The following is a 26,895-nucleotide window of genomic DNA, read 5'->3' as shown; positions in this document are numbered from 1 at the left end:
TGTCAAGCCTCTTCACAGACTGCCTGTTCTCTGATTTTTTCTTCCACCGAATGGACAGTGCTGCGGATGCAGCCGTCGCTGACCTGGATCAGCAGCTCATCTCCCGGCTGCGCCTGATGTACGCTGGTCACATTCCGGCCGTTCACGTCCTCCACATAAGAAAACCCCTGGTTCAGCTTGTTCAGAGGAGACAGCCCGTTCATTCTCTGAATCAGAAGCTGCAGACGATGACGGTTCTCTGTCAGTATCCGGCCGGAATACTCCTGCAGCCGGTTCTCCAGATCCAGCAGCCTTTGCCGTTTTTCCCGGATCTGATTCTCCGGGCTCAGGTAATTCCACCTGGTCTGCCATGCAGCCACCCTGTCCTTCCAATAGGCAAGGCTTCTCTCTGAAGCCGTATGCAGCCGCCTGGAATAACCAGCGATCCGCTCCAGTATTCCCCTGATATCGGCCACCGCCAGCTCTGCCGCCGCAGAGGGCGTCGGCGCCCGCAGATCGGCCACAAAGTCGGCAATCGTCGTATCAGTCTCATGCCCGACGGCTGAAATCACCGGCGTCCGGCAGTTAAAAATCGCCCGGGCAACCAGCTCCTCATTAAAGGCCCACAGGTCTTCTATCGAGCCGCCGCCGCGCCCTACAATGATCGCATCCAGCCCCAGGCGGTCCAGCGTCTCTATGCCCTCCGCAATGCTCTCCTTAGCTCCTTCCCCCTGTACCAGGGCGGGATACAGGATCAGCTGGATATATGGATTCCTGCGGTAAGCGATATTCTGTATATCCCGGACGGCCGCTCCCGTGGGGGCCGTGACAACGCCCAGTTTTTTCACATAAGAGGGAATCGGCTGCTTGTATTCGGAAGCAAACATGCCCATCTCCTCCAGCTCTGCCTTCAGTGCCAGAAAACGTTCATAGAGAAGGCCTGACCCCTCCAGAACAATCTCTCTGGCATACAGCTGATAGCGTCCGTCCCGCTCATACACATCCACGGTTCCTGTCACAACCACCTTGTCGCCGTCCTTCATCTGAAAAGCCAGACCTCTGCGGGAGCCTGCGAACATCACGCAGGCGATGGCTCCCGTCTCATCTTTCAACGTAAAATAGATATGGCCGGAGCGGTGATATTTGCAGTTGCTGACTTCTCCCTTGACGGAAATTCTGTTCAGCAAAAAATCCTGCTCAAACATTCTTTTGATATAAGAATTGACCTGGCTTACGGAATAAACGCTGTTCACTCTGTACCTTCCGCCTCCTTGGCTATCTTCCCGAGTATCCCGTTAATGAAGGAGGCCGATTCCCCGCCGCCAAAACGCTTAGCGATCTCAACAGCCTCGTTAATAGCCACGCTCACCGGAACCTCTTCGTCATATTTTACCTCATAGACAGCCAGACGCAGGATTGTCAGATCCACCTTACTCATCCGGCTGGTCTTCCACCCGGTTGCCGTCTCATTCAGAATACCGTCGATCTCCGGAAGCTTCTCCAGAATCCTGTCATACTTTTCCTTCATATACGCTTCATCTGCTTCTGTAGGCCCCTTCGCATAAAGGGCATCCTCCCGTCCCTGTTCCAGAGACTCAAAATACAGCTTCAACTGTTCCGGCATCTCTGCCGGGCTGTTAAACTGCGCCATGAATAAAAGTTTAAATATTGTTTCTCTCAGCTCACTCCGCTTCATATCCTGTCCCCTATGTTCCTAATATGCAGACCGCGGGGCACCTGAAACCAATCTTCCAGCTCCCCGCGGCCATAAACACTCCTATCTGGACTGTTCTAACACAACATCTGCTATGCTGACATTCACATCTGCGACTTCCAGACCGGTCATATTCTCAATCGCTGCCTTCACCTTCTCCTGCACCTTCTGGCTGGTATCCGGTATACTGTATCCGTACTTGATGTTCAGCGCCAGGCGAACGCTCACGACACCTTCCAGGACTTCCACCTTCACGCCCTTGGAAAGGCTCTTCATCCCCAGCTTTCCAACAAGTTCATTGGTGATGTTGCCCCCCATGGAGGCCACTCCGTCCACCTCCGTAGCAGCCAGTCCTGCTATGATCGCCACTACTTCATCTGCAATCTGTACAGTGCCGACTGTATTGTCATCATATATCGTATAAGTGTTCCTTCTGGGATTTCTGCTCTCTGCCATGACAAGACCTCCTTATGGCTATACTTTGTGGAACAGCAGAAGCTGTTCCTCCGCCCGTTAGGGCATGCATTACGGGATGCCCTGTGGGTATACTTTGTGGAACAGCGGAAGCTGTTCCTCCGCCCCGCAAGGGGCTAGCGTTACGGGATACTCGAGAGTATTCTTCGTGGAACAGCTTTTGCTCTTCCTCTCCAACCATCGGGACATGGCTAAGGGAATGTCCTTGGGTACGGTTTACAGGTATTACTAAATACTTCTGAGTATATTCTTATATATTATAACAAATGCGCTGGGAAATTAAAAGGTCAGATTCTATATTTTTACACTATAAGCCCGGTCGGCAGCCGGGCCGGGGGTATACTGCACACGCCAAAACACGGATATCAGACGAGGGGAATATAAACAGGCAGAACAGCAAACTGTCTTCCGACTGGCCGCATGGCTGCCTATGTCAGCCGACATGTATTTTTACGATCAGAACCGGCATCGGAGGATCCTTCCTCCTGTTATAGTATTCACACCGAATGACCAGATATTTCCTGCTGTCCAGATTTTTCAGAAATGTCAGCAGCGCGTCTCGTTCTTCATAGCCGGTATCTCCGCCGCTGTAAATGCACAGGCTCATGAGGCCTCCTATCTTCAGCAGCTCCAGCCCAGCCTTCACGGCTGCCAGGCTGGTTGGCGCCCTGGTTGCCAGGCCGTGATTCCCGCCCGGCAGGTATCCGAAATTAAACACGATGCAGGACACCTTCTCACTTTCCGCATACTTCCCCATATGCTCATGGCCGTCCAGGATCAGCCGTGCCTGATGCCCCAGCCCGGCCTCTGCCAGCCTTTTCTCCGTTCTCTCCAGGGCTTCTCTCTGTATATCAAAAGCCAGTACCTGGCCTGTTTCTCCGGTCAGCCGGCAAAGCAGCTCTGTATCGCAGCCATTTCCCGCCGTCGCATCAATACACAGATCACCCGGCTTTACCTGTCGGGTGATAAACAGCCTGCACCACCCGGTCGCCTGCAAATTTTCCATCGCACACCGCCTCCGGTCATGTTTTACTGCCTGCCATTCGGTCAGTTTTTGCTGAATTCTTCCAGAACCAGACCTTCATTCCGGTCCAGCGTCATTCCCACGCTCCAGGAATTCACAAACAGAAGCAGCGGACGTCCCTTCAGATCCATAACCTTTTTCATATCAGAAGTGCCGATAATCTTGTCCACATCCACCTGGTCCCGGTTGCCAATCCACCGGATGTATTCATAAGGCAGCATATCCAGCCGTATTTCCACATTATATTCATTTTCCAGACGATATTTCAGCACATCAAACTGCAGAACGCCGACTACTCCCACGATAATCTCTTCCATTCCGCCCTTAGCCTCCTGAAAGATCTGTATTGCACCCTCCTGAGCGATCTGGTTGATTCCCTTGACAAACTGCTTCCTTTTCATGGTATCCAACTGAGCCACTCTGGCGAAATGCTCCGGTGCAAAAGTCGGGATTCCTTCATAGGCAAATTTCCTGCTGGGCATGCAGATCGTATCGCCAATAGAAAAAATGCCCGGATCAAAGACTCCAATGATATCTCCCGCATATGCCTCATCCACCACATGCCTGTCATCCGCCATCATCTGCTGAGGCTGGAGCAGCCGCATTTTCTTATCTCCCTGAACGTGATAGACTTCCATTCCCGCATCAAACCGGCCAGAACAGATCCGCATGAAGGCAATCCTGTCTCTGTGGTTCTTATTCATATTAGCCTGTATTTTGAATACAAAAGCCGAAAATTCTTCCGTCATTGGATCTACGACGCCACAATCAGCAGTCCTCGGAAGCGGAGAGCTTGTCATTGCCAAAAAATGCTTCAGAAACGTCTCCACGCCGAAATTAGTCAGAGCCGACCCAAAAAATACAGGAGAAAGCTCCCCTTTGCTGACCTTTTCCTGATCAAATTCTGCCGCTGCGCCGTCCAGCAATTCTATTTCTTCTTCCAGCGTCTCCTTCTGTTCCAGACTCACCACATCCAGCAGGTGGGGATCGTCTACCGGAATTTCCTCCTCAATACCTTCCTTCGTGCCTTTCTGGGTGTCAGAAAACACAAGCACCTTACGGGTATCCCTGTCATAGACACCCCTGAAATTTTTGCCCGATCCAATAGGCCAATTAATCGGGCAGGTAGCGATACCCAGTTCCTTCTCAATCTCATCCAGCAAATCGAAGGTATCATTGGCGTCCCGGTCCATCTTATTGATAAAAGTAAAAATCGGGATATGCCGCATTACGCAGACCTTAAACAGCTTCCTGGTCTGAGCCTCCACACCCTTGCTCCCGTCAATGACCATAACCGCGGAATCCGCCGCCATCAGCGTCCGGTACGTATCCTCTGAGAAATCCTGATGCCCCGGCGTATCCAGAATATTAATACAATACCCGCCGTAATTAAACTGAAGGACCGAGGAGGTGACAGAAATTCCCCTTTCCTTCTCAATTTCCATCCAGTCAGACACCGCATGCCTGGAAGTCGCCTTCCCCTTCACAGAACCGGCCAGATTAATCGCTCCGCCATAGAGCAAAAATTTCTCCGTCAAAGTCGTTTTACCAGCATCCGGATGCGAGATGATAGCAAACGTACGCCTTTTTTCTATTTCCCTCGTATAATCAGCCACAAAAAGCCTCCTGTTATTCATCAACTATATATCTTAGTATTTTACTCCAATTTAGTATTCTAGCACAGGGGGAGAATGACAGTCAATGCGTAATACAGATAAAAATAACGGTTTTGTGGCGAGGCCTTTACTGCTATACATTCGAAAACCGCTGTCTGGAAAATGGAGAGTTGATGCTGAATGAAAGCTGCCGCACCATTTTTTTTAACACCTGCGGTGTAATACGGAATGGCGTATCAGTCAGACTGATTCGTTTTCTTGAATTTATCAAAGCAGATCTGGCGGAAAGCCAGCAGGAAACCACAGATGAATTTATAAAACAGCTTCAATCATCTGTACAAGAGGTCAAATCAAACAGAGAGATGAAGGAACGATTATGATATTGCAGGAAATGCTCCGGGATGAATATGCTGAAGGAATTATACTGGAGCTTCTGGCAGAAAAGGGCACCTTGCCCGACGAATTAAGAGACAAGATTCTTTCTGAAAAGAATCTGCAGCTCTTAAAGAGATGAATCCACCCTGCCCTGCATTCAGAATCAATCCGGCAGTTTATGGATAGCATTCAATAAAAGGAGCTTTCCAGGGATAGGCCGCGTATAATTATTTGTTATCAGCGGTCAGGCAGCCAAGTCTGGCGAATTCAATCATTGAAACAGCAGCGGAATTCTATTGTTTATCTCCGTCCTGCAGCATCTCATAATCTTCCTTAGTGAACCGGTGATAGGTCAGCCCGAAGTCATCCGCCTCCACACAGTAGATATAATCGTCTATCCCTTCTTTATCAAAGTAAAAATCATGCCCCAGACCCTCCATGCTATGATCGGCTTCCACGTACCCCACACCGTGCTGTCCGGCATAATTCGAAAAACAACCGCGTACCATATCCATTGAACAACCCTTTGTGGTAATAACCCGCAGAAATGATTTTAAAAATTCCGGATCAGGGATATTTTTTGCAATATAATCACAGCCTTCCTCCGGAATGCTTACACAATATCTATCGCCTTCATGTGTGACAGATATGGGGCCCAGCTGGTCTCTGACAGCTTTACCAAACGCATTGAGAGCGTCTGTCAGCTCTGCATCTGTGGTGTTCCCGTTCAGCCCCAACAGGGTTATCAGCGATGCTGACGGGTAATATAAGCACATATTTCCTTTTTGATACCCAATTTTCATTTGCCATTCCTTAACTGTATCAAATATATGTTTTTTTAACAGATCTGTTTTCAACATCATACTTTTCTCCCAGCTTTATTTACGATATTCTTATCATATTCACAGCGCACCCTATGATGCATGCCCTGACGGGGCGGGGGAACAGCTCACGCTATTCCACAATGTATACCCACAGGGCACACCATAACGCATGCCCCTGACGGGGCGGGGGAACAGCTCACGCTATTCCACAATGTATACCCACAGGGCACACCATAACGCATGCCCCTGACGGGGCGGGGGAACAGCTTACGTTACTTTTAAAGTATAACACATGTACTAGATAAATTAAAATGCGTAATTTGTTATTATCCAGAAAAACAATATCCGGAATATGTATGCGGACGAAAATAATTTGAATAATCCGTGTAAATATATTATATTTAAGAGTATATCATGACGCATATCTGCAGCTTTATATTGCTTTGTGAAATCAAAGCCATAGAAATTCAGAACAGGGGACTTAAAATGAAAAAAAAGGAATCGAACTACGACCTTATGAGCGCAAACGCAAGGAAACGTTTTCTCCACTTTGACCAGGATGCTATTATAAAAAAATTCAATCTACACAGCGATCCGGAATTCATTTACCTTTCCTTTGTAAACAGGCTATACAGAATCAACAGGGATAGCGGGAAGATTTGCGGATGTACAGACAGCCGCTGTCAGGAAGCTTCCTGGCGTGAGGCCGGCTTCAATGAAACGTTGGCTATCTTCGATATGCTCTGTCACGGGGACGAATTCCCGGTTCTGTCCGGGAACTGGGAGTCCATCAGCAGCCTGGGAGGTATTATCGGTGCCGGACACAGCAACAGCACCATGCTGGACCGCTATACCGCCCCCTTTACGGGAAAGGTTCAGGAACTGTCCAAAGCCTGCCACACCCTGGGAGGGACTCCGCAGAAAAGCGGCGACGTAAGCTTCCTGCTTCCGGTCTTTGATTTCTTTCCCGTCTGGTTCCAGTTTTGGGATGGAGATGAAGAATACCCTGCAAGCATCCGGTTTCTGTGGGACAAGAACACGCTTCGCTATCTCCACTATGAGACGCTCTGGTACATTATGCTCCACATTCTGGAACGGCTCCGGGAAGGCTTCTGAGCCGCTGAAAGCCCGGCATGGAGAGGAGCTCTCCGCCGGGCTTTGGCTTCACTTTCTATCGGTTCACTGTTCGCCAGTCATCGGTGTGATTACGATATTCTGAACTTCAACACCTGTCTTACGGGTGATGATATCTTCAATCTGGGCTCTCTGGTCGTCTCCCAGGTCTGTGGATGGTACAAGCACATCCACGGTTTCACCCGTCAGGTTTACCACCACATTGTCAAAACCTTTTGCTTCCAGAAGCAGCTCTGCAGCGGCTTCCTTTTCGATTGCATCTGTCATTTCCACCATACTCTGAACAGCGTTCTGTCTCTCTTCTTCCGAAAGATTTTCATTATTTATGATTCCGAGCAAAGTTTCCTTTGTCTGTGAACGCATCTGCTCCCGGTCTATCCTGGCCTGGGCCATGTATGTAGAAGCCGTAGTCAGAACTGCTTCTCCGGGGGTATCCGTAGCCGCTTCCGTGCCTGTATCCGCAGCAGTTCCGTCGTTGGCCGCCGCCTCTGTTCCGGCGCCGTCTGCCGCTGCGCTTTCGCCGCTGCTGGTACTTGTGGCCGTGTTGCTGCCTGCATTGGCGGTTTCGTCAGTGAGGTCATAATCCAAACTCTCTATATCCTGAAGAATACTGTTTTCATCCCCGCCCGCAGCGGATTCTTTTCCACCTTCCGCAGCCTCTGTCACCGTACTGGTGCTCTTGCTGTCTTTCCCCTTCTTCAGGGTAGAATCTGCGTAATTGATGTAGCCGGCAATCGCGATCAGCACTGCCAATGCCGTAATAATAATCTGATTTTTCTTAAAAAATCTTTTCTTCAATGCGCCCTCTCCTTTATTTCATTTTCATTACTTTTATTTTATGGGCTTCCACCCGAAATAATGCCATTACCGCCTCCTGAATTTGCTGCACAACAACCGGATTATCGCCTCCCTGAGCCACCACCAGCACACCTCGCACCTCCGGATAAGTCTCCTGAATCACATAGGGCGTCTCACTTCCGTCGCTGCCCTTCTGGTAGACGGTACTTTCTTCCGTGCTGGCTGCCGAGCTTGAGGAGCTTCCATCGGAACCCGAGCTGGACTGACTGCTCTTTGAAGATGGAATATCCTTTTCCACCACCTTTTGATTGGTAGATTCCAGCGACAGCACAACCTGTACTTCACCCACTCCCTCCACCCTGGCAAGCGCAGCTTCCAGCCGCCGTTCCATCTCTTCTTCCTGACTGGCAGCGGTATCCGCCGCGGGCGTGACAGCTTCCGTATCTGTCTCTGAACCAGTGCTTTTTCCACTGTCCTTCTTCTTGACCGGGATGGCAATGACAACCAGCAATGCCCCCAGAAGCAGGTATACAATCCATTGCTCTTTCTTCAACCCCTTCAGATAGGTGACAACTTTTTCTTTCATCCGTTTACCCCTGTATTGCTACATCTATATGATCCAATTCCAACTGATAGACCTCTGAAAGCTCTTTTTTTATCTCTTCCATTTTTGATTTCAGCGCCTCCTTTTCTGTCTCCACTTCCGACTGATATAAGATATCATCCGTATTCAGTTCTACCGTAAGGCTGATTTTTTCCACACTCAAATCAGCTTCACGCAGTTCTACGGACGTATCCACAGGGGTAATTCCCCGTTCCCGCAGAAAGGAACGCAACTGGTTCGCAACTTCCGCTTCATATCCCTGAATCAGATATTTCTCCTGCTGCCCGTCCAGAGAAATCCGGTCTTCCATCCCTTCCACCTCTGTATCCAGCAGCCCCCGGCTTACGGACTCCTCCAGTATCTGATCCAGATTCAGAAGCTTTGTCAGCGGCTTACTTAAAATGATGATTAAAAGCAAGCCCAGAAAAAATCTGACATATTTCCTGTAACGGTTATCCGGCAGACAGTTAAGTACGGCTGTCATAAAAATAAAAAAATACGCCAGGTTTTTCATCCACCCATAAATCAGTTCCGTCATGTCACCCTCCCGACGATTACCGGCACACAGTGCAGCCTCCTCCGCTCTGTTGATTATCCTCCAGCCACACCTGCCAGAATCGCAATTGTCACTATAAAAAGCACCTCCGTGGTCAGAAGCAGCTTGAGCAGCAGCCCGCAGCCTACTCCCATGGTATTCAGACAGCCCACCATCCGCTTGTCCGAGACCGGCTGGGTAAATGCCGCCAACAATTTATAGGTAAAACTGGTCACTCCAATCTGAATGATGGGGATCAGCGCACACAGGAATAAAATCACCACCGCCACAGCCCCCACGCAATTCCGGATCAGAACCGCAGAACCGATGACCATCTCTGTCACTGAATCAATGGCGTCGCCCACCACTGGAATCGCGCTTGCTGTCTTCCCGATCACCGTCCTGCGCAGAGAGTCCAGTGCCGGAGATATCAGGTTTCTGGTCACCTGCATACCGATGACCAGACCCAGGGCAGTTTTCATGATCCAGGAAATACAGCTTTTCAGCAGCTCTGCCATGTGAGACAGAAAGTCTTCCTTAGACAGCTGGTTTACCAGAGAAATCAACACATAGATCTGAATGCCCGGAAGGATCAGATAGACCAAGAGATTTTCCACCAGGCTGATGGCTATCAGTACAATCTGATAGAACATGGCCGCAGAGGAAGCACCGGATGCCGTGGCGATCGCCAGATAATAGGCAGGGACCAGCGCCTTCATAAAACCCAAAATACCTTCCAGCGCAGACGCAATCTGGCTGCTCAGCACTTGAAAGTTTTTCAGCAGCAGCGCGAATACCAGCAGGTAAACCATATAAAATCCCATCTCTCCCATCTGGTTGCTTTCAAAAAGAGACGCAAAATTAGACAGCAGCGCGGCTGCCAGCACCAGAATCAAAATCCGGAGCCAAAGCTCCCGCTGGCCCGCGAAGGCCTGCTTGATCAGGGAAAATGCCTGCTCCTTCATGCCTGTTCCAGAAAAAACATCCTCCCCGTTGGCCAGCCGCCTGACCGAATCAGATACGGAAAAACCTGTTCCTCCCAACAGAGAATCCACCGCCTCCTGCACTTCCTGGAGGTCCATTTGGGAAAGCAGCGAATCATCGATCATCAGCGTCATGTCTTCTTCTTCCTGCCCGTCCCCTGTCTGCCCCGTATCGGCCAGGACAGGAACAAAAGACACGGCCATCAGAAAGAAAAAAAGCAGGATTCCCGCTCCTGCGCCTCTTTTTCTTCTCATGCAAGAAACTCCTGTATTGTCTTCATTAACCCTTCCAGTATCGGCATGCTGATGACCAGAATCGACAGTTTCGCAAAAATTTCTATCTGTCCTGCGATGGATGAGTATCCTGCATCCCGGCAGATGCCGGCTGAAAACTGCCCCACGTAAGTAATCCCGATCATTTTCAGAAGGGCATTCAGATACGTCGTGTCAATGGGGACGTAGGATTTCAGCCTGCTGATCATTTCCATCAGATACGAAAGCTTGCCTGTAGCCAACAGAAGAATGCAGATTCCCGTGGCCAGGCTCACATACAGGGCATATTCCGGCCGGGTCTCCTTCACGAAAATGCAGATCATAAGCCCCGCGATCCCCAGCACGGCAATTTTAAGCACATCCATAGGCCGCTCCTTTACAAGGTAAACAGCTTTTTAATAGTTTCAAACAGATCAGAAATATAAGGAAGCAGCCAGAACAGAACCACGATCAGCCCTGCCAGGCTGGTCAGGAACGCCTGCTCCTCCCTTCCGCTGTGCTTCAGGACCTGCCCCAGGACGGAAACCAGAATCCCGACAGCACCGATCTTAAATATTACCCCTATCTCCATGCCGGTTTCACCCTTCCTTCCCGCGAATTTCTGCCCTTATAGGAACAAAATGGCCAGAAAAAGACCACCCATAATTCCCAGGCTCTGATAGAGCTTTTTTCTTACAGGCAGTCCCTTCGTTAATTCTTCTATTGTCATATCCAGTTCCCGGCCATAGGCCTCCAGATTGTTGAGCTGCATGGCCTTGTCCAGATAACCGAGACTTTTCCCTAGCTCGCTGAAGCGTTCCCGGTCTTCCCTGGTGAGCTTCGTATCCTTCAGATGGCACTCCACATTCTGGGCAAAAACCTCGCCGAAGGAGTTGCCCCCATACCGGTTCAGGTCTTCAGAAACCTCTCTTAAGAATTCCCGGAAAGGCTCCTCCACCTTTCCGGAAATATTCCACAGCGCATCCGGAAGCGGCGTTCTCGCGCAGGAAATTTCCCCGTGGAGAAACATCTCGATCCGCTTCAGCGTCTTGAGCTGATTCAGCCGCCTGGTCAGCCCCAGGCTTTTCATAAAGCCAAGCCCGATGCAGGAGCAAGTCATGACACACAGCGCGACGATACGCAGCACGCTCCCACCCCCTTCTGATACAGGCTAGTCCCCCGCCCATCAAAGATAGCCTGTACCGTTCCAGGCTTTTCTTTTCCCGACAGAAGAATATACCGTTCGAACACATGGCGGTCTACCAGATCCCCCAGCAGCGGCTTTTTCCGTACATCCTCCATAGAGTTACCATGGACCGTGGCCAGCACCTTGCAGCCACAGTTCAGTACCGATTCCAGCGCGTACAGATCAGCCTGGGTTCCTATCTCATCCACCGCCACCACATCCGGCGACATGGAGCGGATCAGCATCATCATTCCCTCCGCCTTGGGACAGCCGTCCAGCACATCCGTCCGGATTCCCACATGATTTTGTGCGACCCCCAGATAGGAGCCGGCAATTTCTGACCGCTCATCCACCACTCCTACGGTAATTCCCGGATACCGTTCACTGCCGTCAGAAATCTGGCGGATTACATCCCGCAGCAGCGTCGTCTTGCCGCAGCGGGGAGCTGAAATGATCAGCGTATGGCAAAATTCTCTCCCCTCCCATAAGTAAGGCATGACCAGATTGGCACAGCCCTCCACACTGTGGGAAATTCTCAGGTTGATGCAGGAAATATGGCTGATGCCTTTCACCCGGCCGTCTTCAATGACAGTTTTTCCTGCTATTCCCACCCTGTGCCCCCCCTGAACCGTCAAAAACCCCTGCCGGATTTCATCTTCATACGCATAAAGTGAATAATTACCTATGTATTCCATAGTTTCTTTCAAGTCCCGCTCCGATACCTGTATCCCCTGACCCGGTTCCCGTCTGGCCCGTCCCTCCTCATCCGGAAAATATTCTCCCTTCTGACAGACAAGCTGCAGCGGGGCGCCTGTCCTCAGTCTGATCTCATGTACCCTTCCGAAATCCAGCTCCAGCTTCTCCAGAGCGCGGCGGACCCGGCCGGAAAATAAACGCGTAATCTCTTCTTTTTTCATCTCTCTGCACCTCTTTAAGACAAGTATATGTGCAGAACTCCGATTTATTCCCGTAAATTTTCACTGGAAATCTGTAAACCTTTATTTTCTTCGCATGCCGCTTTGAATACGCGCAATATTTTTTTAAAATATTCTCCTGCATTCTCGCTGTTGCTGAACACAATATCCACATCCGTTAATTCATTCAAGCAATCATATAGTGCATCCAGGTTCTTCCCATAATATTCCGGGAAATTCAGTGCCCCTTTTAGATATTCATGGGCATTTTCTGCGTTTTCTAATTTATGCACATCCAGAATTACTTTCATATTTTATTCCTCTCCACAAAGTAACTCGAAGGTTTTATAATGATCTTCTGTGTAATAGGTCAGGCCATCATTCGAATAGACAAGCCGTTTCGCGCCCCTGTATCCGCCGCTGCTGTCAATATCGCATTCAAAATATTCACGTCCATCTTTTTCCGGAAGTATTTCTTCATAATTTCCGAAATGATCCCCCCCTATACTCTTGCCTGGGGCAGCTTCCTGCAGATTCCCCTCAGAACTCACCCATCCCAGGGCCTTTGCTTCTTTTTTTGTAATATAATTCTCCGGCAGGTGACCATATTTGCTTAAATAAGCTGCTACGTCTTCTTTAGACGTGTATTCACCGGACTCCTCAATCTGCCCGGATGGTTTATTTTCTGCGTTCCTGCCCTCACCCGGCGTTCCCACCGACGGACTGACTGCCTCTGAAGCTGACAGAGAATTCCCCGCTTTCGCCCCTCCGGCTATTCCAGTGTCTGCGCATCCCATTAAAAGGCTTGTCAAAAGGAACAACAATCCGACTATATAAGTAAATTTTTTCTTCATATCTATAACCTTTTTAAACATTTTATCCCCATTATATTTGGCGCCGATCATTTTAAACGCGCAATTTTTTTCTCATAGGAGATCAGTCGGTCAAATTTTCTTCGATTAGCTTCAGCAACTCTTTCTAAAATCAACACATCTGTAGGCGCTTTTAATATATGTATCTTCCTATGACAATTAGGACAGAGCGCCACAACATTATCTATCGTATCCTCTCCACCATCTGCTAACCATTGAACGTGATGTTCTTCTAAATAAGGTTCATTGTTACGATCGATAAATGGAGCTGCCATGCCACATAGCTGACATTTTCCATCTGCAATACGCCTTACAATCTCTTTCAAATACGGGTCACGATAGTAAATCATCGATTCCGTGATTCTTGGCGCCCTTTTCCCATGGCTCCTCTTAGATCGTCTATCTAAATCTTGATTAGAAAGTCTTACAATATCTTTTTCCAATGGCTCAGTTTGTTCTTCTGGCCACGTATTTAGCGGTTTTAAAGGAAAGATCCACACTTTCCTCATATTACCTTGGTCGTCCTGTTGAAATGCTTCATATGGCTTGTCCACCAACCTCGCTATCCCTCGATAAGTATAAACTCCCTTATCGAACACTTCAAAAAGATGGATCTCAACACCGTTATCCTCTGAATAATATAAAGTTCTATTTTGGTTTCCTTCTAGTACCTGATCGCCAACCTTTCCCATACCTGTATAATGCAGTATTCCATCCCTCCACACATCACGGTATAAATCTTTTGTATCATCTGAAATAATTACTAATGTATTTGTCCGTTTTGAACGGCGCATACCACCCATATTTCCACAATGAAATAATTCACACAGTTCTGAATTCGTGAGTTCAGCGCCAATTTCTAGACCTGGATTGAAACTCATTAGTACTTCTCCTTTGTATTCGTCATATTTTTTTTATAATTCCTCTAATTTTTTCTGAATTGCTCTCAGATCTACAATCGTTTCAGGAATTTTTGTTTCATCTCTCAACAGGGCGGAAGGATGGTAAACGGCTGTCAGCCACGTATTCTTCCGATAAATGAAAGTTCCGTGTTCTCTCGTTATCCGGTAATCCGGACGAATGATCCGCTGAGCGGCAATCCGGCCGAGACAGACGATGATCCTTGGCCGCAGCAGCCACGTTTCATATTTTAAATATGGCATACACGCTTCCTGTTCTTCTGGTTTTGGATCTCTGTTCCGTTCCGGATGGCATTTTACTATATTTGTAAGGTAAATTTCTCCCCTTGACATCCCTGCTTCTGCCAGCAAACGGTCCAGCAGCTCACCTGATCTTCCCGTAAATGGTATTCCATCCCGGTCTTCATTTTGCCCTGGAGCCTCTGCGATAAAAAGTACCTGGGACTTTAAATTGCCCCTTCCCATTACGGCTTTATTTCTTGTCTGGGAAAGTGGACAGCGCATACAGCTTTCAACGTATTTTTTTAATTCTTCGTAAGTATACATGGTAACAAATATACGCACCTTTCATAAATGTTCTTTACAGTCCAACGGATGATCGGACAGCAACTTTCATAACCTGGTCCCTTTTGTTCTCAAACAAGTCATATGCCTCGTCTATCCGCGCAAGAGGATACGTGTGAGTGATCAACGGCAATGTATCTATACGCCCCTCTGCTATTAATTTTAAAATCACATCGCATTCACAGCCATCCACACCACCGGTCTTAAATGTAAGGTTCTTGCCGTACATGTCAGGCAAGGGCAAGCTTTGTGCTTCATCATAAAGTGCAACAATCGTCACCGTCGCATTTGGCCTCGCACACTGCCAGGCCAACCGAAATGTATCTTTCGTCCCCGCCACCTCTAAAACCACATCTGCTCCGCCGTGTTCACTGTGTTTTTTTATAACTTCCTGAACAGCCTCTGGCTTGGTAACCAGAACCTCCGGATAGTGTTTCTGCACAAATTCCAATCTGCTATTGTCTTTTTCGCAAACGATAATCCTCCTGGGTTTTTTTAACAACGCGCACAATAAGGTGCAGATTCCTGTAGGTCCTGCTCCTATGATGAGGACTGTGTCCTCCTGCTTTATATCAGATATGCGGGCGGCCCAAAAACCAGTTGCCAAAACATCGCCCACGAACAGAGCTTGCTCGTCGGTTACACTGGGCGGAATTTTATTGAGTCCCTGGTTCGCATGAGGTACGCGAACGTATTCTGCCTGGCCACCATCAATACGGCAGCCCAAAGCCCATCCCCCGTCTGGGTCTGTACAGTTATTCACAAAGCCATTTCTACAAAAAAAACAAGTTCCGCAAAATGTTTCCACATTGACGGTTACGCGATCGCCGGGTTTCACTTTCTTCACTGCACTGCCCACACGTTCAACAACCCCTACCATCTCATGGCCAACCGTAATACCTGGTACAGCCCTGGGAACAGACCCATGCTTGATGTGTAAATCACTGGTGCAAATACTGGAAAGCGTCACTTTCACAATGGCGTCGTATTCGCTTTGCAGCTTAGGTTTAGGCTTATCCAACAGCTCAAAACAGCCTTTTTCAATGTATGTATATGCCAGCATTCGTTTACCTCCCGTTATTAATTGATGAATTCTTTTCTATTTTTTGTATTGGCTATTTTTAGATGTACAATTTTCATATTAATCCTGTTGATTTTATTCTACTACATATTCATCAACATTGCCAATTTTAAAATAGCCTATGCGCCTGGCAGATGGTTTGCCCATAATAGAAAAATAGCTGTTTACCTCTTCGCGATGTAAACAACCATTTCAGATGGGGACTAAACCTGTTCAATCATTACGCTGGTTCCATTAGCGGCAACACCGATCATATTACTGGAAAACTTCACATAACTGAAATTAACACCGATTACCGCATTACCGCCGCTTAAAATAGATTGCCTGATCATCTTTTTCATTGCAGCTTCCTGCGCTATTTGCATCTTATTTGCAAAAGCATTCGATTCCTCTCCAAACATATCATTAAATGATGCAGCAAATTCACTCAGAAAACCCGTTTCTAAAACTACATACCCATTTACAATACGGCAATATTTTTTAATCACATACCCCTCAAAATTAAAACCAGAAGTGGACATATAATTATTTATATCTTCCTCTGTTATCTGACTATTACGTTCTTCTAATGACTTTTTTTCATTTTCCTCTTCTCTTTTTTTACGTATCTTTTTAATGACCGGCTCCTGACTGGCAATATAGCGTTCCAGATATGCCTGGCAGGATGGTCCGTTCAGCCGGCCATACTGCTCGATTAGCTGGCTCTTTATGTAAACAAGCTCTTCATCTGAGTCAGTCGCCTGTATTTTCGGATCAATTTCCTGTTCCAATAGTTTAACACAGCTGGAGCAGACAGCCTCAGAAGAATCAGGAATTCTATATGCACCTGCATCCATCTGCAATCTCACAAATTTTTTTACCTTCTGTTGTTACCAATGATAATCAGTCTTGTCATTACATAGTATAGCATAAAATGACAAGAACAGGAAGAAAGGATTAGGTTGCCCATTCCTCTGTTCCGCCTCTAATTGACAAATTTCCCTCTCTGTGCTATGCTATTTCAGAATTCGACGAACCCTCTTGAATCTTGCATTTGCAAGAAACTGGAGGTGGAGAATCCTCTGGAAAAACTCATAAATGAGTACCGAAGGTGTAAGGTCCTAAAGGGCTGAATCTCTCAGGTAAAAGAGACAGAGCTGATATTTCCTATCTAAATAGGATCTTTAGTATTGTCTTTTCTCAGTTTATATGTTTTTTCAGAGCAGCTATTGAACTAGCTGCTCTATTTTTTATTTGCAAGGAGAGAAAATATGGCTGATACATTATTATCAATTGTCCAGACTATCAACAGTTACCTGTCCGATTATATCCTGTTCTTTATGCTGATCGCCGTTGGATTGCTGTATTCGTTAAGGACAAGGTTCGTTCAATTGCGTTATTTCGGTGAAGGGATGCGCCGCGTTTTCGGAAATTTCACTCTGCGCGGCAAAAAACAGGCCAAAGGAATGAGTTCCTTCCAGGCTCTGGCCACGGCCATTGCCGCACAGGTTGGAACCGGCAATATAGTAGGAGCCTCGGGCGCTATTCTGACGGGCGGCCCGGGTGCTATTTTCTGGATGTGGGTGATCGCCTTTTTTGGCATGGCCACCATCTATGCAGAGGCAACGCTGGCTCAGAAAACCCGAAAAGTTGATAAAGACGGAAATATTAAGGGTGGCCCCGTCTATTATATAATTACTGCATTTAAAGGTACCTTCGGCAAGGTTCTCGCAGGATTTTTTGCCATAGCCATCACGCTGGCACTTGGCTTCTTTGGGTGCATGGTGCAATCCAATTCCATCGGCTCTACCTGCGAAACTGCCTTTGGAATACCTGCCTGGTTGGTGGGCATTCTCCTGGTTATTATCTGCGGGTTTATTTTTCTCGGGGGCATTCAGCGTCTGGCTTCAGTTACGGAAAAAATTGTTCCTGTCATGGCGTTTTTATTCCTGTTGGGCGGACTGATCGTATTGATTGCCCGGATTCAATACATACCTGCAACCTTCGCCATGATTTTTACATATGCATTTCAGCCACAGGCAATTATCGGCGGTGCATTCGGCGTCGCAATCAAAACTGCATTAACCCAGGGGGCAAAGCGAGGGCTCTTCTCCAATGAAGCCGGAATGGGTTCCACCCCTCACGCACACGCGCTCGCTAATGTAAAAAATCCCCATGAACAGGGATGTGTAGCCATGGTAGGCGTTTTTATCGACACCTTTGTGGTCCTCACTCTGAACGCATTGGTTGTCATATCCACGCTCTATACCAGCGATGGTATCTTAGCCGGCGGTTATACAGGAGCCGCCACAGAAATTGTTAACAAAACCAACCTGACTCAGACTGCCTTCGGAACTGTATTCGGCGCCCAGGCAGGTGCCATATTTGTGGCAATTGCTTTGTTTTTCTTTGCATTTTCCACAATTCTCAGTTGGAATCTGTTTGGGAAAATTAACGTCGCTTATCTGTTCGGCGAAAAAGCAACCAAAGTTTATACCGTTATTGCCCTGCTGTTTATTTTTCTTGGAACACTTGCATCCAACGATCTGGTATGGGAATTATCTGATATGTTTAACAACCTGATGGTCATTCCGAATGCGCTTGCTCTGTTCGCTCTGTCCGGAATCGTCGTCACAATTGTAAAGAGCACTGCCAAAAAGTCTTCCTGAAACCCATGCGGCATTGGGGCAAGCCAGCCGGTTGTACGGCTGCCGTCCATTTATCTATTGATGCCATACCAGTTTTTCTGCAGAGATGATCACAAATTCTTCTTCCCTTTCCCCAACCCGCATGACGACATTCCGTATCCCGGCCTGTATGATCAATCTGGAACATACAGGGCAGGGATTTGCCCTGTGAATAGTATTATCACCTGGATTTACCCCTGTCAGGTATAAGTCAGCCCCTATTGTCTGTTCTCTGGAACAGTTTAGCAAAGCATTTTGCTCCGCATGGACCGCCCGGCAGATTCCATAACCCTCCCCCTGGTGCATGCCCAATTCTATCCGGGGGCATCTGCCCAGGTCACAGCAGTTGTCAAACCCACGAGGAGATCCATTGTATCCGGTCGATATCACCACATCATCCTTCACAATTACCGCACCATACTTTCTTTTGATGCAGGTGCTTCTGTATGCAAAAACCTCGGCTACATTTAAATATGTATCTATTTTGGAAATCCGCTTTGTGGCGCTGGGCTTTATCATCGTGTTCTATCCTCCTATCAGTTATTTGCCTGTGGTTCTCCCACTATATTACCGTTACGTCCATACTGCCAGTTTTCAATACCAATTATTAAGCAAATAAGTATTGTAAAATATATTCTTCTTCCTTCTCATCAACAACTTCATACCCCAGATTTAAATACATCCTCACTGCGTAGTTCTCTTTTTGAACAGAAAGAGAGGTTTTTTGATAACCTTTATTCTTTAGCAGTTTCAGCATGTGTTTCATTAAATCTGTGCCAATTCCTTGCCCTCTGTAATCCTGATAAATGGAAATTGCCAGTTCCGGTGCTGACTTATCCACAGTTCCAAATCCCTCAATACACCTTGTCCACACAGCTCCAATCACAGTTCCTTTAACTTCCGCGCACAGGCAAAAATCATCCTTTTGTGTTCCGAACTCTCTAATATATTGTTGCAGAGCAGGATGTTTGATCATATCCTTCGATACCAGATTGTTTCCGTCCTTCTGAAAAATAGTTTCGTACAAAAAATCATTCAGCAACGGATACTCACTCTTTTTTATTTCTCTGATTATGTAATTCACAGATCCCTCCGATTCATTCATCATTTCCTGGCATTCGCTGCATCTACTGTCATGAATTGAAATAATGCCGCCGCATTTTGGACAGGTATATTTCTCTGTTTGCCAATCCATAAATTTCACTAAGCCATGCTCCTGAACAAATCTGCTGTTTTCTATAAGGCTTGCCTGATAACGAGTGTTATAACTTTTTTCAAGATTTTTAATCTGCTTACATGGGAAATCTACGCATTCAAAGCAGTAAGACACTCCTTTAGTTTTTAGACAATCCTTTATTTTGCAATTGCGGCAGTGTGCTGGCTTTCCGGTAACACTATTCAGACAGCCGCCGCAGGGCCTTTTGTGATTACAATGTCTATAACATACTTTACAATTCATTCCGCAAGGAGCAAACATCATTATTTCGATTCCTTCTTCAGGTATTTTCATACAGGCCTCCCCTTGTTAAGCTGAGATTGATGTAATATGGCTAGAATTCTGAGGTACCGCTGTTTCACAATGTATACCCACAGGGCACACCGTAACGCGTGCCCCTGACGGGGCGGGGAGCAGCTCACGTTGTTCCACAATGTATAGGATGGGAAAACGTACTCCCACTTTATTTGATTTCCGTTACTGTCCCAGCTATACTTAAATTCATCATGTGCATTGACGATTTTTGACACAATCCAAATCATTGAAGGATAAAATTTAAAATTATTGCTTTTTGAAAATTCAATCAGCTTCGTTACATCAATATCAACCGTCAGACTCATAACTATCCGCAGGTTATCAATGTAACTTTTAAACAGTTTTCCTCTGCTCCATTTTTTTATATCAATCATTGTATAATTAGGTTCCATGTCAATTCTCCTTTACATTTTAGATTAAAGAAAATGTAAAGCTTTTGGGAATAGAATATAGCTCCATATAAGTCTATTCTGTCAAGCCTTGCACGGAACTGAATCAATACAAAGTTTCATATAAATCCCTCCTCAAATTCCCCTTTGTTTGCGTTCACCAACTGTCTCGATTATATATCAATGCTCACTAAATGTAAATTTATACACCACACAACGAAAGTACCGCTATACGAAAAATGCTTTTTAAATGACAAAGGATTCAATCTCATGCGCTCCTTGAGATATCCACCTCTTTTTTATAGGAGATAAGCAAATCCTTCACTTTTATTATATCAACTAAAAAAGATAGAAGCATCAGGAATAACACTTCTATCTTTTTTCTCTTAAATTAATGGCACTAAATATGCAAACAATCGCTTAGCATTTCAGTTTATTCCCATTCGACAATTACTAATCAATTTTGTTTAGAGATTATTCTCTGTCGTGTTTACAGTTCTTTTGATTATTTGATTTATCCATATTATCCTGCCTATACAGGCTAATGTTATCATTTTGTTATCGGTGTTGATAACACTTGCTCTGTAACTGTGGATAATAGCACTATATTCTATTTCAGATCATAAGCGATTTTGCTTAAAAAATCAATCCCTATTCAAATTCATACCATTCCTTAAATCTCAGTCTTTGAGCAAAATACGATTTTTTTTGTATTCAATCATGCCATCTTTCTGCATTTTAGAAAGCTCGTTGCACATAGTACTGCGGTCAACATTCAAGTAATCTGCTAATTGCTGGCGGTTATATGGAATCAGAAAAGAATTGCTTCCGGCATGTTTTGCGCATTCTGAAAAATAAGACATCAATCGGCCTCGTATGGATTTGGAACTGGTGTGCAAAATCCTTTGTGAAAGTTGCAGACTTTTATGAGCACAGACAGTCAGTAGATTTCGTGCAAGGTTTGTATGAAAAGGGCAGGCGTTTGTGCAGGTAGTCAGAACACGTCCCACATTCATAAACAACACAGAGGTATCTTCCACGGCAGACACTGTAACCAGCATCGGCTGTCCCGGAATACAGGCATATACCTCAGCAAATACAGAACCAGGTGCAACACTTCCTAAAATGCTGGTATTCCCCCAAATATCGTTACAAGATATCATTGCCATGCCTGACAGTACAATGCCGATATTCTCTATAATACTCCCTTCTGAAAGAATTACTTCTCCTTTTTTATAATTGCGTTTTACACTATTCAAACAGCTTAAAAGCGAGGAAATGTCATCTTCTTCTAACCCACGGAATAGCTGCATATCGGATAATTTCATATTTTTTACCCTTTCGTTGTTATAACAACAGATTTTTATTTTTAATTATAATATACTATGCCCAGAAAGACAAGAGAAAGGATGGTATAAAATGATTCGAAGAATTATCCAAATAGATGAAGAAAAATGTAACGGATGTGGTGCGTGTGCCGAAGCTTGTCACGAGGGTGCAATCGGCATGGTAAACGGCAAAGCAACACTTCTGCGAGATGATTATTGTGATGGTTTGGGAGATTGTCTGCCAACCTGCCCGACAGGTGCAATTTCCTTTGTGGAGAGAGAAGCTGCCGCCTATGATGAAAAAGCTGTGCAGGAAAATATGAGGAAAAAAGCGAAAAGCAATCATGCCGCTGTTCCCCATACAGGCTGCCCCGGCAGTCGAATGCAGCGTATTCAACATTCACAAGAAACAACTCCTTCTGCCCGGGTACAGACAGAATCACAGTTGGGACAATGGCCATGCCAAATCAAACTGGTACCGACTAATGCACCATATTTTGACGGCGCAAAATTGTTAATTGCAGCGGATTGCAGTGCATACGCCTATGCCAGAATGCACGAGGATTTCATGCGTGGGAAAATTACGATTATCGGCTGTCCAAAGCTTGACAGCATAGACTACAGCGAAAAGCTGACGCAGATCATTCAAAACAACAACATTCAAAGTGTGACGGTTGTACGCATGGAAGTTCCCTGCTGCGGCGGACTGGAATTAGCTGCCAAAAAAGCGTTGCAGGCAAGCGGAAAATTCATTCCTTGGCAGATTGTTACGATTTCGTTGGGTGGTAAAATTTTGGAATAAAAGGAGAGATACTATGAGTAAAAAAATGAAAAACATTGCTCAATCAGAAGTACTGACGCTGAGAGAACAAATTTCTTATCAGGAGGGGCAGGTTGTCAGCAAAACTTTGACACAAAACCAGGCAGTAAGTATTACCCTGTTCTCATTCGCAAAGGACGAAGAGATCAGCACCCATGAATCGGGTGGAGACGCCTTCGTCACCTGCTTGGATGGTATCGGAAAAATCACGATTGATGGCGTTGAATATCTGCTGCACGAAGGAGAATCTATTGTCATGCCAGCAGGCCATCCCCATGCGGTATATGGGCAGGAAGCGTTCAAGATGCTTTTAGTAGTTGTATTTTAATCAAACGCAAAATTGACAAAGGAAGGTGATTTTATGAAAGCAACAAAAGTAGATAAGGATCTCTGCATTGGCTGTGGGCTTTGCTGTGGATCTGCGACGAGGTTTTCCGTATGAACGAGCAGGGAAAGGCGGAAGCGTATCAACCAGCAAACGCTGAAAATCAAGGTGCTGTACAGGAGGCCATCGACTCGTGTCCTGTGTCTGCAATCGCCTGGGAAGATTAATTCAAACGCGTCTATATGCTTTTTTGATTGAGAAGAAACCACATTATTTCAAATTTTAATAGTTTTTAGGAGGCATATTATGGAACAAAAAATGTTTTGCTATCAGTGTCAGGAAACCGCCGGGTGCAAGGGCTGCACCATGTCCGGCGTATGTGGAAAGAAACCTGATGTAGCGGCCATGCAGGATCTGTTGGTCTATGTCACAAAAGGAATTTCGGCTATTACGACTGCATTGCGTCAGGAAGGTAAGCAGGTATCTGCCAAAATCAATCACTTGATTACTCTGAATCTGTTCACTACCATTACCAACGCAAATTTTGATAAAGAGAGCATTGAATCAAGAATCCGTGCTACACTGACCGAAAAGGAAGTTCTGCTAAAGCAAGTTACCAATCTGACTGTTCTGCCTGAAGCCGCAAAATGGAACGGATCTGAAAACTGGGAAGAAAAAGCCAGAACTGTCGGTGTTCTTTCTACCGAAAACGAGGATATTCGCTCTCTGCGCGAGTTAATCACCTACGGTTTGAAGGGACTTTCCGCTTACTCGAAGCACGCAAATGTGCTGTTGAAGGACAACGATGAAGTTGACACATTTCTTCAGAAAGCACTGGCTGCCACGCTGAATGACAACCTTAGTGTAGAAGATCTGATTGCTCTAACAATGGAAACAGGAAAATACGGAGTATCCGGTATGGCAATGCTGGATAAGGCTAACACAGACAGCTATGGAAACCCCGAAATTACAAAGGTAAATATCGGTGTCAGAAAGAACCCCGGCATTCTGGTATCCGGCCACGACCTGCGCGATTTGGAAATGCTGTTAGAACAGACACAGGGAACTGGAGTGGATGTGTATACGCATTCCGAGATGTTGCCAGCTCATTATTATCCCGCTTTCAAAAAATATCCTAACTTTGTTGGTAATTATGGGAATGCTTGGTGGAAACAAAAAGAAGAATTTGAATCCTTTAACGGTCCTATTCTAATGACAACCAACTGCATTGTTCCTCCTAAGGATAGTTACAAAAACAGGCTTTACACTACCGGCGCTGCGGGATATCCGGGATGTACACATATTCCGGGAGAAATTGGCGAACAAAAAAATTTTTCTGCGATTATTGAGCATGCAAAAAAATGTGTCGCTCCGAGTGAAATCGAAACCGGTGAAATCATCGGCGGATTTGCCCATGCACAGGTTCTGGCTTTGGCAGATAAAGTTGTAGAAGCTGTAAAAAGCGGTGCTATCAAAAAGTTTGTGGTTATGGCGGGCTGTGATGGTCGAGCAAAGAGCCGCGACTACTATACAGAATTTGCTAAGGCTCTGCCGAAGGACACTGTCATCCTTACTGCCGGTTGTGCAAAATATAAATATAACAAGTTGCCTTTAGGCGATATCAATGGCATCCCACGTGTTCTGGATGCAGGTCAATGCAATGATTCCTATTCCCTTGCTGTAATCGCCTTGAAACTCAAAGAGGTCTTTGGGCTTGACGATATTAACGATCTGCCAATTATCTATAATATCGCATGGTACGAGCAAAAAGCAGTTATCGTTCTTCTGGCTCTTTTATATCTTGGTGTGAAGAATATCCACCTTGGCCCTACACTTCCGGCATTTCTCAGCCCGAATGTTGCAAAGGTCTTGATCGAGAACTTCGGCATTGCAGGAATTGGCACTGTGGAAGAGGATATGGAGAAGTTTTTCGGTATTAACGCATAAAAAATACTCCGTCAAAAGAAATAGATCCAACAGGCATAAAGAAACCTCGGAAACCCTTATAAAATGGGCATCCGAGGTTTTCTGTCTGTTATTCGAATCTGACAACGCCTAATCATTTTGTTTTCAGACTTGCTTTCCACCATACACCTTTTCTTATTGATAAATCATCCCTTTATCCACAATCTCCCTCGCACACGCTTGTATATTATTCATTCTCGCTACCCATTCCATCTGATTTTCTGCCTTTAACTGTTCTGTAATCCCCAGTGCCTGTTTCATCTGCTCTACAATCCTTTCAAAGCGTTCCTGCGCCTGTTCTTCTATATCTGCAAGATAACTATTCAGCCTATCACTTGTAAGCAGAGTAATATAAACCGCTCTCTTATGTTCTTTCAAATAGTATTTATGTCTTTGTCCCCATACGCCGATAAATCTTTGTTCTTCTTCCTCCGGCAAGGTAAGACAGGGGATAAGATAATCCCCGTGTCTGATATAAGTGCCGCCCATTTCTTCAAATATTGTTTTCTTCATAATCGTTTCCACCTTTCTTATCGTTCTCTATCCATTGATTTCTTCTTGACTGACCGTTTCGGCTGCTGTCTTCCTTCCTGCTGATAGCGGTGTAGCTTTTCCAGTACGCTTGCTTTTTTCGGTTGTTCTAACGGATTTTCTTTCTTCTGCTCCGTCTGATTTTTCCATGCTCTCAGTTCTTCATTGTATTCTATAATCAGTTCTTCTGCCTTGTTATAAATCTTCTGAAAGGCTTGCTCATTGGGATAGCCTTCCCGTTTTACTATCTGTTCCAAACTCTTGTGCAGACGCTTTTCCAAATCTTCTAACAGTTCAATTCGCCCTTCCAGAGATTTTCGCTCTTTGCCTTTAAATAGCCCCCGTAACTGTGACAGTTGCTTTTTCAAAGAAGAAATATCCTGCTGTGTGCGTTTTATCTCCATGGACTGTCTCTGCAATTCATACATGAGCTTCTGCATATCTTTCCATTCCTGCAAATCAATCTTTGGCACAGGTTTAGGCAGTAGTTTGAATTTGAAAATTACTTCCTGTAAAAAGTCTTTCGCACCTCGGATAATCTGACGGAACATCTCCGGCATCCAGCCGTATGTCCTGATAGATTGCAACATTTTATCTGTGATTTTTTCCTGCTTGATCTTCAAAATATCTTCTTCGGGAACACCCTCGACTAATGCCACATCAACTGTCCGATTCCATTCCTGCCTTGCCGCATTGTCCGCCTTTATCTCCTCTGCTTTCGGATTGTTCTTTCCGATTTTCTTGGTCGCCAGATATACGCCGCCCTGTTGGAATACGGATAGTTTTTCTGATTCTTCTTTTACATATCGGTTGATCGTATCGGTAAACAGTTCCTTGACTTCTTTGGTAAAGGCTTTGTTCTTAAACCATTCATCCTTTTTCGTGAAGATATGGCTTTCATAAACTTCCCCTTTGGGGATAATACTGCACCCCGCCCGAAGATTGCCCTGCTCGTCTAAAATTTCTTTTTTCGTGCGCCTATGCTTCCCCTGCTCATCGTAAAACATATTTCGGATAGCGATTTTCACTTCGGGTTGTTCCAGCATTTTCCGTTCACTGAATACAAGATGAATATGATAATTCGTCTTTGCCTTGTTGTGATGAAGGGCAGCACTGCACTCCACACCATATCTTTTATGAAAAGTTTCCGTAAAAAGTCTTACCACATCATCTGCCCTGTACTGAACAAAACTTTCGGGAAGTGCTATGATAAACTCACGCCCTTCAATACATTTCCCTACTGAACCACTCGCCTTAAAGTCCAATTGATTTTCTCTTGCAAGATTTTTCCAAAACTCCGGTGTTGCTCCTTCTGTCTGATAGGTCGCATAGAGATATTCCTGTCGTTTCGGATCGGAGATATAATCAATCCTTCCAGCTACATCGGACAGCTTGCTTTGTCTGATAAATGAATGTCTACCTATAAGCATCCTCCTTCCTCGACTCTCGCCGACTTTATTGTGAGTAGGTGCATAGGCACCTGTTTACGAA

At 45.8% G+C, this 26,895-nt stretch carries 33 protein-coding genes, 2 pseudogenes and 1 riboswitch; of the genes and pseudogenes, 8 read left to right on the top strand and 27 right to left on the bottom strand.

Annotated features, from left to right (window positions below):
- Positions 1–2: 2 nt before the first annotated feature.
- The 5 genes from xseA to H9Q79_RS18080 form a co-directional block, all read right to left on the bottom strand.
- Positions 3–1,232, bottom strand: a complete 1,230-nt coding sequence (gene xseA, locus H9Q79_RS18100; RefSeq protein ID WP_249328894.1) for an exodeoxyribonuclease VII large subunit — start codon at positions 1,230–1,232, stop codon at positions 3–5.
- Positions 1,229–1,675, bottom strand: coding sequence for a transcription antitermination factor NusB (gene nusB, locus H9Q79_RS18095; RefSeq protein WP_118645795.1), 447 nt, complete (start codon positions 1,673–1,675; stop codon positions 1,229–1,231). Before nusB ends, xseA begins: the two co-directional genes overlap by 4 nt.
- 81 nt (positions 1,676–1,756) lie before the next feature.
- Positions 1,757–2,149: an Asp23/Gls24 family envelope stress response protein gene (locus H9Q79_RS18090; RefSeq protein WP_118645797.1), complete on the bottom strand. Its 393-nt coding sequence runs from the start codon at positions 2,147–2,149 to the stop codon at positions 1,757–1,759.
- A 451-nt stretch (positions 2,150–2,600) separates the two neighbouring features.
- Positions 2,601–3,173, bottom strand: a complete 573-nt coding sequence (locus H9Q79_RS18085) for a tRNA 5-(aminomethyl)-2-thiouridylate-methyltransferase MnmM (protein WP_118645799.1) — start codon at positions 3,171–3,173, stop codon at positions 2,601–2,603.
- A gap of 41 nt (positions 3,174–3,214) precedes the next feature.
- A complete protein-coding gene (locus H9Q79_RS18080) occupies positions 3,215–4,828 on the bottom strand; it encodes a peptide chain release factor 3 (protein WP_408646449.1) in 1,614 nt (537 codons plus the stop codon).
- Between the two features lie 152 nt (positions 4,829–4,980).
- Between H9Q79_RS18080 and H9Q79_RS18075 the strand changes: the two genes are divergently transcribed.
- The gene (locus tag H9Q79_RS18075; RefSeq protein WP_118645801.1) at positions 4,981–5,187 is read left to right on the top strand and encodes a hypothetical protein; all 207 of its coding nucleotides are present in this window, start codon (positions 4,981–4,983) and stop codon (positions 5,185–5,187) included.
- Positions 5,184–5,321, top strand: coding sequence for a hypothetical protein (locus H9Q79_RS18070; protein WP_249328892.1), 138 nt, complete (start codon positions 5,184–5,186; stop codon positions 5,319–5,321). Before H9Q79_RS18075 ends, H9Q79_RS18070 begins: the two co-directional genes overlap by 4 nt.
- 154 nt (positions 5,322–5,475) lie before the next feature.
- Here H9Q79_RS18070 and H9Q79_RS18065 read toward each other — a convergent pair whose 3' ends face one another.
- Positions 5,476–6,045, bottom strand: a complete 570-nt coding sequence (locus H9Q79_RS18065) for a DUF3877 family protein (RefSeq protein ID WP_249328891.1) — start codon at positions 6,043–6,045, stop codon at positions 5,476–5,478.
- Between the two features lie 447 nt (positions 6,046–6,492).
- Here H9Q79_RS18065 and H9Q79_RS18060 point away from each other — a divergent pair, with 447 nt between their 5' ends.
- On the top strand, positions 6,493–7,122 hold the full coding sequence (locus H9Q79_RS18060) for a DUF3786 domain-containing protein (RefSeq protein ID WP_249328890.1): 630 nt from the start codon (positions 6,493–6,495) through the stop codon (positions 7,120–7,122).
- A gap of 63 nt (positions 7,123–7,185) precedes the next feature.
- Here H9Q79_RS18060 and H9Q79_RS18055 read toward each other — a convergent pair whose 3' ends face one another.
- From H9Q79_RS18055 to H9Q79_RS17990, 14 genes are all read right to left on the bottom strand, one after another.
- The gene (locus H9Q79_RS18055; protein ID WP_249328889.1) at positions 7,186–7,938 is read right to left on the bottom strand and encodes a SpoIIIAH-like family protein; all 753 of its coding nucleotides are present in this window, start codon (positions 7,936–7,938) and stop codon (positions 7,186–7,188) included.
- A gap of 13 nt (positions 7,939–7,951) precedes the next feature.
- Positions 7,952–8,524 carry a SpoIIIAG-related protein gene (locus H9Q79_RS18050; protein WP_249328888.1) on the bottom strand — a complete coding sequence of 191 codons (573 nt, stop codon included), beginning with the start codon at positions 8,522–8,524 and terminating at the stop codon, positions 7,952–7,954.
- A 4-nt stretch (positions 8,525–8,528) separates the two neighbouring features.
- Positions 8,529–9,080 (bottom strand): stage III sporulation protein AF, encoded by a 552-nt coding sequence (locus H9Q79_RS18045; RefSeq protein WP_118645809.1) that lies wholly within the window; start codon positions 9,078–9,080, stop codon positions 8,529–8,531.
- Between the two features lie 53 nt (positions 9,081–9,133).
- A complete protein-coding gene (locus H9Q79_RS18040) occupies positions 9,134–10,315 on the bottom strand; it encodes a stage III sporulation protein AE (protein ID WP_249328887.1) in 1,182 nt (393 codons plus the stop codon).
- Positions 10,312–10,698, bottom strand: a complete 387-nt coding sequence (locus tag H9Q79_RS18035; RefSeq protein WP_249328886.1) for a SpoIIIAC/SpoIIIAD family protein — start codon at positions 10,696–10,698, stop codon at positions 10,312–10,314. Before H9Q79_RS18035 ends, H9Q79_RS18040 begins: the two co-directional genes overlap by 4 nt.
- Positions 10,699–10,709: 11 nt before the next feature.
- Positions 10,710–10,904, bottom strand: a complete 195-nt coding sequence (gene spoIIIAC, locus H9Q79_RS18030) for a stage III sporulation protein AC (RefSeq protein WP_118645815.1) — start codon at positions 10,902–10,904, stop codon at positions 10,710–10,712.
- 36 nt (positions 10,905–10,940) lie between these two features.
- Entirely contained in the window at positions 10,941–11,459 is a 519-nt protein-coding gene (locus tag H9Q79_RS18025) for a stage III sporulation protein AB (RefSeq protein ID WP_147371459.1), read from the bottom strand.
- The gene (gene spoIIIAA / locus H9Q79_RS18020; protein ID WP_118645819.1) at positions 11,429–12,415 is read right to left on the bottom strand and encodes a stage III sporulation protein AA; all 987 of its coding nucleotides are present in this window, start codon (positions 12,413–12,415) and stop codon (positions 11,429–11,431) included. The genes H9Q79_RS18025 and spoIIIAA overlap by 31 nt, the downstream gene beginning before the upstream one ends.
- Positions 12,416–12,459: 44 nt before the next feature.
- Positions 12,460–12,723, bottom strand: coding sequence for a barstar family protein (locus H9Q79_RS18015; protein ID WP_118645821.1), 264 nt, complete (start codon positions 12,721–12,723; stop codon positions 12,460–12,462).
- Positions 12,724–12,726: 3 nt separating this feature from the next.
- Positions 12,727–13,266 carry a ribonuclease domain-containing protein gene (locus H9Q79_RS18010; protein ID WP_249328885.1) on the bottom strand — a complete coding sequence of 180 codons (540 nt, stop codon included), beginning with the start codon at positions 13,264–13,266 and terminating at the stop codon, positions 12,727–12,729.
- Between the two features lie 47 nt (positions 13,267–13,313).
- Positions 13,314–14,165, bottom strand: coding sequence for an HNH endonuclease (locus H9Q79_RS18005; protein ID WP_118645823.1), 852 nt, complete (start codon positions 14,163–14,165; stop codon positions 13,314–13,316).
- 33 nt (positions 14,166–14,198) lie between these two features.
- Positions 14,199–14,708: a uracil-DNA glycosylase gene (locus H9Q79_RS18000; RefSeq protein ID WP_330597014.1), complete on the bottom strand. Its 510-nt coding sequence runs from the start codon at positions 14,706–14,708 to the stop codon at positions 14,199–14,201.
- Between the two features lie 76 nt (positions 14,709–14,784).
- The gene (locus H9Q79_RS17995) at positions 14,785–15,831 is read right to left on the bottom strand and encodes an alcohol dehydrogenase (RefSeq protein WP_249328883.1); all 1,047 of its coding nucleotides are present in this window, start codon (positions 15,829–15,831) and stop codon (positions 14,785–14,787) included.
- Between the two features lie 221 nt (positions 15,832–16,052).
- Complete coding sequence (locus H9Q79_RS17990) at positions 16,053–16,685, bottom strand: YbjQ family protein (protein ID WP_118645829.1); 633 nt, start codon at positions 16,683–16,685, stop codon at positions 16,053–16,055.
- A gap of 215 nt (positions 16,686–16,900) precedes the next feature.
- Positions 16,901–16,993, top strand: a riboswitch (glycine riboswitch).
- 106 nt (positions 16,994–17,099) lie between these two features.
- On the opposite strand from H9Q79_RS17990, the gene H9Q79_RS17985 reads away from it, so the two are divergent.
- Entirely contained in the window at positions 17,100–18,497 is a 1,398-nt protein-coding gene (locus tag H9Q79_RS17985) for an alanine/glycine:cation symporter family protein (protein ID WP_249328882.1), read from the top strand.
- A gap of 54 nt (positions 18,498–18,551) precedes the next feature.
- On the opposite strand, the gene H9Q79_RS17980 is transcribed toward H9Q79_RS17985, so the two are convergent.
- From H9Q79_RS17980 to H9Q79_RS17960, 5 genes and pseudogenes are all read right to left on the bottom strand, one after another.
- Positions 18,552–19,034, bottom strand: coding sequence for a deoxycytidylate deaminase (locus H9Q79_RS17980; RefSeq protein WP_118645831.1), 483 nt, complete (start codon positions 19,032–19,034; stop codon positions 18,552–18,554).
- Between the two features lie 88 nt (positions 19,035–19,122).
- A pseudogene (locus H9Q79_RS18605) lies at positions 19,123–19,461 on the bottom strand (N-acetyltransferase family protein); the annotation flags it as partial.
- 156 nt (positions 19,462–19,617) lie between these two features.
- Positions 19,618–20,025, bottom strand: a pseudogene (locus tag H9Q79_RS18600) (DUF3795 domain-containing protein); the annotation flags it as partial.
- Positions 20,022–20,420 (bottom strand): CatA-like O-acetyltransferase, encoded by a 399-nt coding sequence (locus H9Q79_RS18595; RefSeq protein WP_249329744.1) that lies wholly within the window; start codon positions 20,418–20,420, stop codon positions 20,022–20,024. The gene H9Q79_RS18595 and the pseudogene H9Q79_RS18600, both read right to left, overlap by 4 nt.
- 695 nt (positions 20,421–21,115) lie before the next feature.
- On the bottom strand, positions 21,116–21,763 hold the full coding sequence (locus H9Q79_RS17960) for a Crp/Fnr family transcriptional regulator (protein WP_016439651.1): 648 nt from the start codon (positions 21,761–21,763) through the stop codon (positions 21,116–21,118).
- A gap of 91 nt (positions 21,764–21,854) precedes the next feature.
- Between H9Q79_RS17960 and H9Q79_RS17955 the strand changes: the two genes are divergently transcribed.
- The 4 genes from H9Q79_RS17955 to hcp all read left to right on the top strand — a co-directional run bounded on the left by H9Q79_RS17955 (position 21,855) and on the right by hcp (position 24,855).
- Entirely contained in the window at positions 21,855–22,565 is a 711-nt protein-coding gene (locus H9Q79_RS17955) for an ATP-binding protein (RefSeq protein WP_004842261.1), read from the top strand.
- Between the two features lie 13 nt (positions 22,566–22,578).
- On the top strand, positions 22,579–22,911 hold the full coding sequence (locus H9Q79_RS17950) for a cupin domain-containing protein (protein ID WP_118645837.1): 333 nt from the start codon (positions 22,579–22,581) through the stop codon (positions 22,909–22,911).
- A gap of 110 nt (positions 22,912–23,021) precedes the next feature.
- On the top strand, positions 23,022–23,135 hold the full coding sequence (locus H9Q79_RS18715; RefSeq protein WP_004842264.1) for a 4Fe-4S domain-containing protein: 114 nt from the start codon (positions 23,022–23,024) through the stop codon (positions 23,133–23,135).
- Between the two features lie 79 nt (positions 23,136–23,214).
- Positions 23,215–24,855 (top strand): hydroxylamine reductase, encoded by a 1,641-nt coding sequence (hcp, locus tag H9Q79_RS17940; RefSeq protein WP_004842266.1) that lies wholly within the window; start codon positions 23,215–23,217, stop codon positions 24,853–24,855.
- Between the two features lie 153 nt (positions 24,856–25,008).
- Here the strand turns inward: hcp and H9Q79_RS17935 are convergent, their stop codons facing one another.
- Together H9Q79_RS17935 and H9Q79_RS17930 are read right to left on the bottom strand one after the other, a co-directional pair.
- Positions 25,009–25,386: a TnpV protein gene (locus tag H9Q79_RS17935; protein ID WP_118645841.1), complete on the bottom strand. Its 378-nt coding sequence runs from the start codon at positions 25,384–25,386 to the stop codon at positions 25,009–25,011.
- Positions 25,387–25,403: 17 nt separating this feature from the next.
- A complete protein-coding gene (locus H9Q79_RS17930) occupies positions 25,404–26,834 on the bottom strand; it encodes a MobA/MobL family protein (protein WP_118645843.1) in 1,431 nt (476 codons plus the stop codon).
- Positions 26,835–26,895 lie beyond the last annotated feature (61 nt).

The sequence above is a fragment of the Wansuia hejianensis genome (assembly GCF_014337215.1).
Lineage (GTDB): Bacteria > Bacillota > Clostridia > Lachnospirales > Lachnospiraceae > Scatomonas > Scatomonas hejianensis.
Note: the sequence above shows the minus strand (reverse complement) of the source record. Positions and strands in the feature narration are given on the sequence as shown.

Coding starts and splice junctions, on each gene's coding strand:
- spoIIIAC (WP_118645815.1), bottom strand. CDS start 10,904: ATGGAGATAGGGGTAATATTTAAGATCGGTGCTGTCGGGATTCTGGTT.
- H9Q79_RS18005 (WP_118645823.1), bottom strand. CDS start 14,165: ATGAGTTTCAATCCAGGTCTAGAAATTGGCGCTGAACTCACGAATTCA.
- hcp (WP_004842266.1), top strand. CDS start 23,215: ATGGAACAAAAAATGTTTTGCTATCAGTGTCAGGAAACCGCCGGGTGC.
- nusB (WP_118645795.1), bottom strand. CDS start 1,675: ATGAAGCGGAGTGAGCTGAGAGAAACAATATTTAAACTTTTATTCATG.
- H9Q79_RS18045 (WP_118645809.1), bottom strand. CDS start 9,080: ATGACGGAACTGATTTATGGGTGGATGAAAAACCTGGCGTATTTTTTT.
- H9Q79_RS17995 (WP_249328883.1), bottom strand. CDS start 15,831: ATGCTGGCATATACATACATTGAAAAAGGCTGTTTTGAGCTGTTGGAT.
- H9Q79_RS18015 (WP_118645821.1), bottom strand. CDS start 12,723: ATGAAAGTAATTCTGGATGTGCATAAATTAGAAAACGCAGAAAATGCC.
- H9Q79_RS18595 (WP_249329744.1), bottom strand. CDS start 20,420: ATGATTGATATAAAAAAATGGAGCAGAGGAAAACTGTTTAAAAGTTAC.
- H9Q79_RS17985 (WP_249328882.1), top strand. CDS start 17,100: ATGGCTGATACATTATTATCAATTGTCCAGACTATCAACAGTTACCTG.
- H9Q79_RS18090 (WP_118645797.1), bottom strand. CDS start 2,149: ATGGCAGAGAGCAGAAATCCCAGAAGGAACACTTATACGATATATGAT.
- spoIIIAA (WP_118645819.1), bottom strand. CDS start 12,415: ATGAAAAAAGAAGAGATTACGCGTTTATTTTCCGGCCGGGTCCGCCGC.
- H9Q79_RS17980 (WP_118645831.1), bottom strand. CDS start 19,034: ATGATAAAGCCCAGCGCCACAAAGCGGATTTCCAAAATAGATACATAT.
- H9Q79_RS17930 (WP_118645843.1), bottom strand. CDS start 26,834: ATGCTTATAGGTAGACATTCATTTATCAGACAAAGCAAGCTGTCCGAT.
- H9Q79_RS18035 (WP_249328886.1), bottom strand. CDS start 10,698: ATGGATGTGCTTAAAATTGCCGTGCTGGGGATCGCGGGGCTTATGATC.
- H9Q79_RS18040 (WP_249328887.1), bottom strand. CDS start 10,315: ATGAGAAGAAAAAGAGGCGCAGGAGCGGGAATCCTGCTTTTTTTCTTT.
- H9Q79_RS17990 (WP_118645829.1), bottom strand. CDS start 16,685: ATGGATGCAGGTGCATATAGAATTCCTGATTCTTCTGAGGCTGTCTGC.
- H9Q79_RS17955 (WP_004842261.1), top strand. CDS start 21,855: ATGATTCGAAGAATTATCCAAATAGATGAAGAAAAATGTAACGGATGT.
- H9Q79_RS18010 (WP_249328885.1), bottom strand. CDS start 13,266: ATGAAGAAAAAATTTACTTATATAGTCGGATTGTTGTTCCTTTTGACA.
- H9Q79_RS17935 (WP_118645841.1), bottom strand. CDS start 25,386: ATGAAGAAAACAATATTTGAAGAAATGGGCGGCACTTATATCAGACAC.
- H9Q79_RS17950 (WP_118645837.1), top strand. CDS start 22,579: ATGAGTAAAAAAATGAAAAACATTGCTCAATCAGAAGTACTGACGCTG.
- H9Q79_RS18000 (WP_330597014.1), bottom strand. CDS start 14,708: ATGCGCTGTCCACTTTCCCAGACAAGAAATAAAGCCGTAATGGGAAGG.
- H9Q79_RS18065 (WP_249328891.1), bottom strand. CDS start 6,045: ATGATGTTGAAAACAGATCTGTTAAAAAAACATATATTTGATACAGTT.
- H9Q79_RS18080 (WP_408646449.1), bottom strand. CDS start 4,828: ATGAATAACAGGAGGCTTTTTGTGGCTGATTATACGAGGGAAATAGAA.
- H9Q79_RS17960 (WP_016439651.1), bottom strand. CDS start 21,763: ATGAAATTATCCGATATGCAGCTATTCCGTGGGTTAGAAGAAGATGAC.
- H9Q79_RS18075 (WP_118645801.1), top strand. CDS start 4,981: ATGCTGAATGAAAGCTGCCGCACCATTTTTTTTAACACCTGCGGTGTA.
- H9Q79_RS18050 (WP_249328888.1), bottom strand. CDS start 8,524: ATGAAAGAAAAAGTTGTCACCTATCTGAAGGGGTTGAAGAAAGAGCAA.
- H9Q79_RS18085 (WP_118645799.1), bottom strand. CDS start 3,173: ATGGAAAATTTGCAGGCGACCGGGTGGTGCAGGCTGTTTATCACCCGA.
- H9Q79_RS18060 (WP_249328890.1), top strand. CDS start 6,493: ATGAAAAAAAAGGAATCGAACTACGACCTTATGAGCGCAAACGCAAGG.
- H9Q79_RS18070 (WP_249328892.1), top strand. CDS start 5,184: ATGATATTGCAGGAAATGCTCCGGGATGAATATGCTGAAGGAATTATA.
- H9Q79_RS18715 (WP_004842264.1), top strand. CDS start 23,022: ATGAACGAGCAGGGAAAGGCGGAAGCGTATCAACCAGCAAACGCTGAA.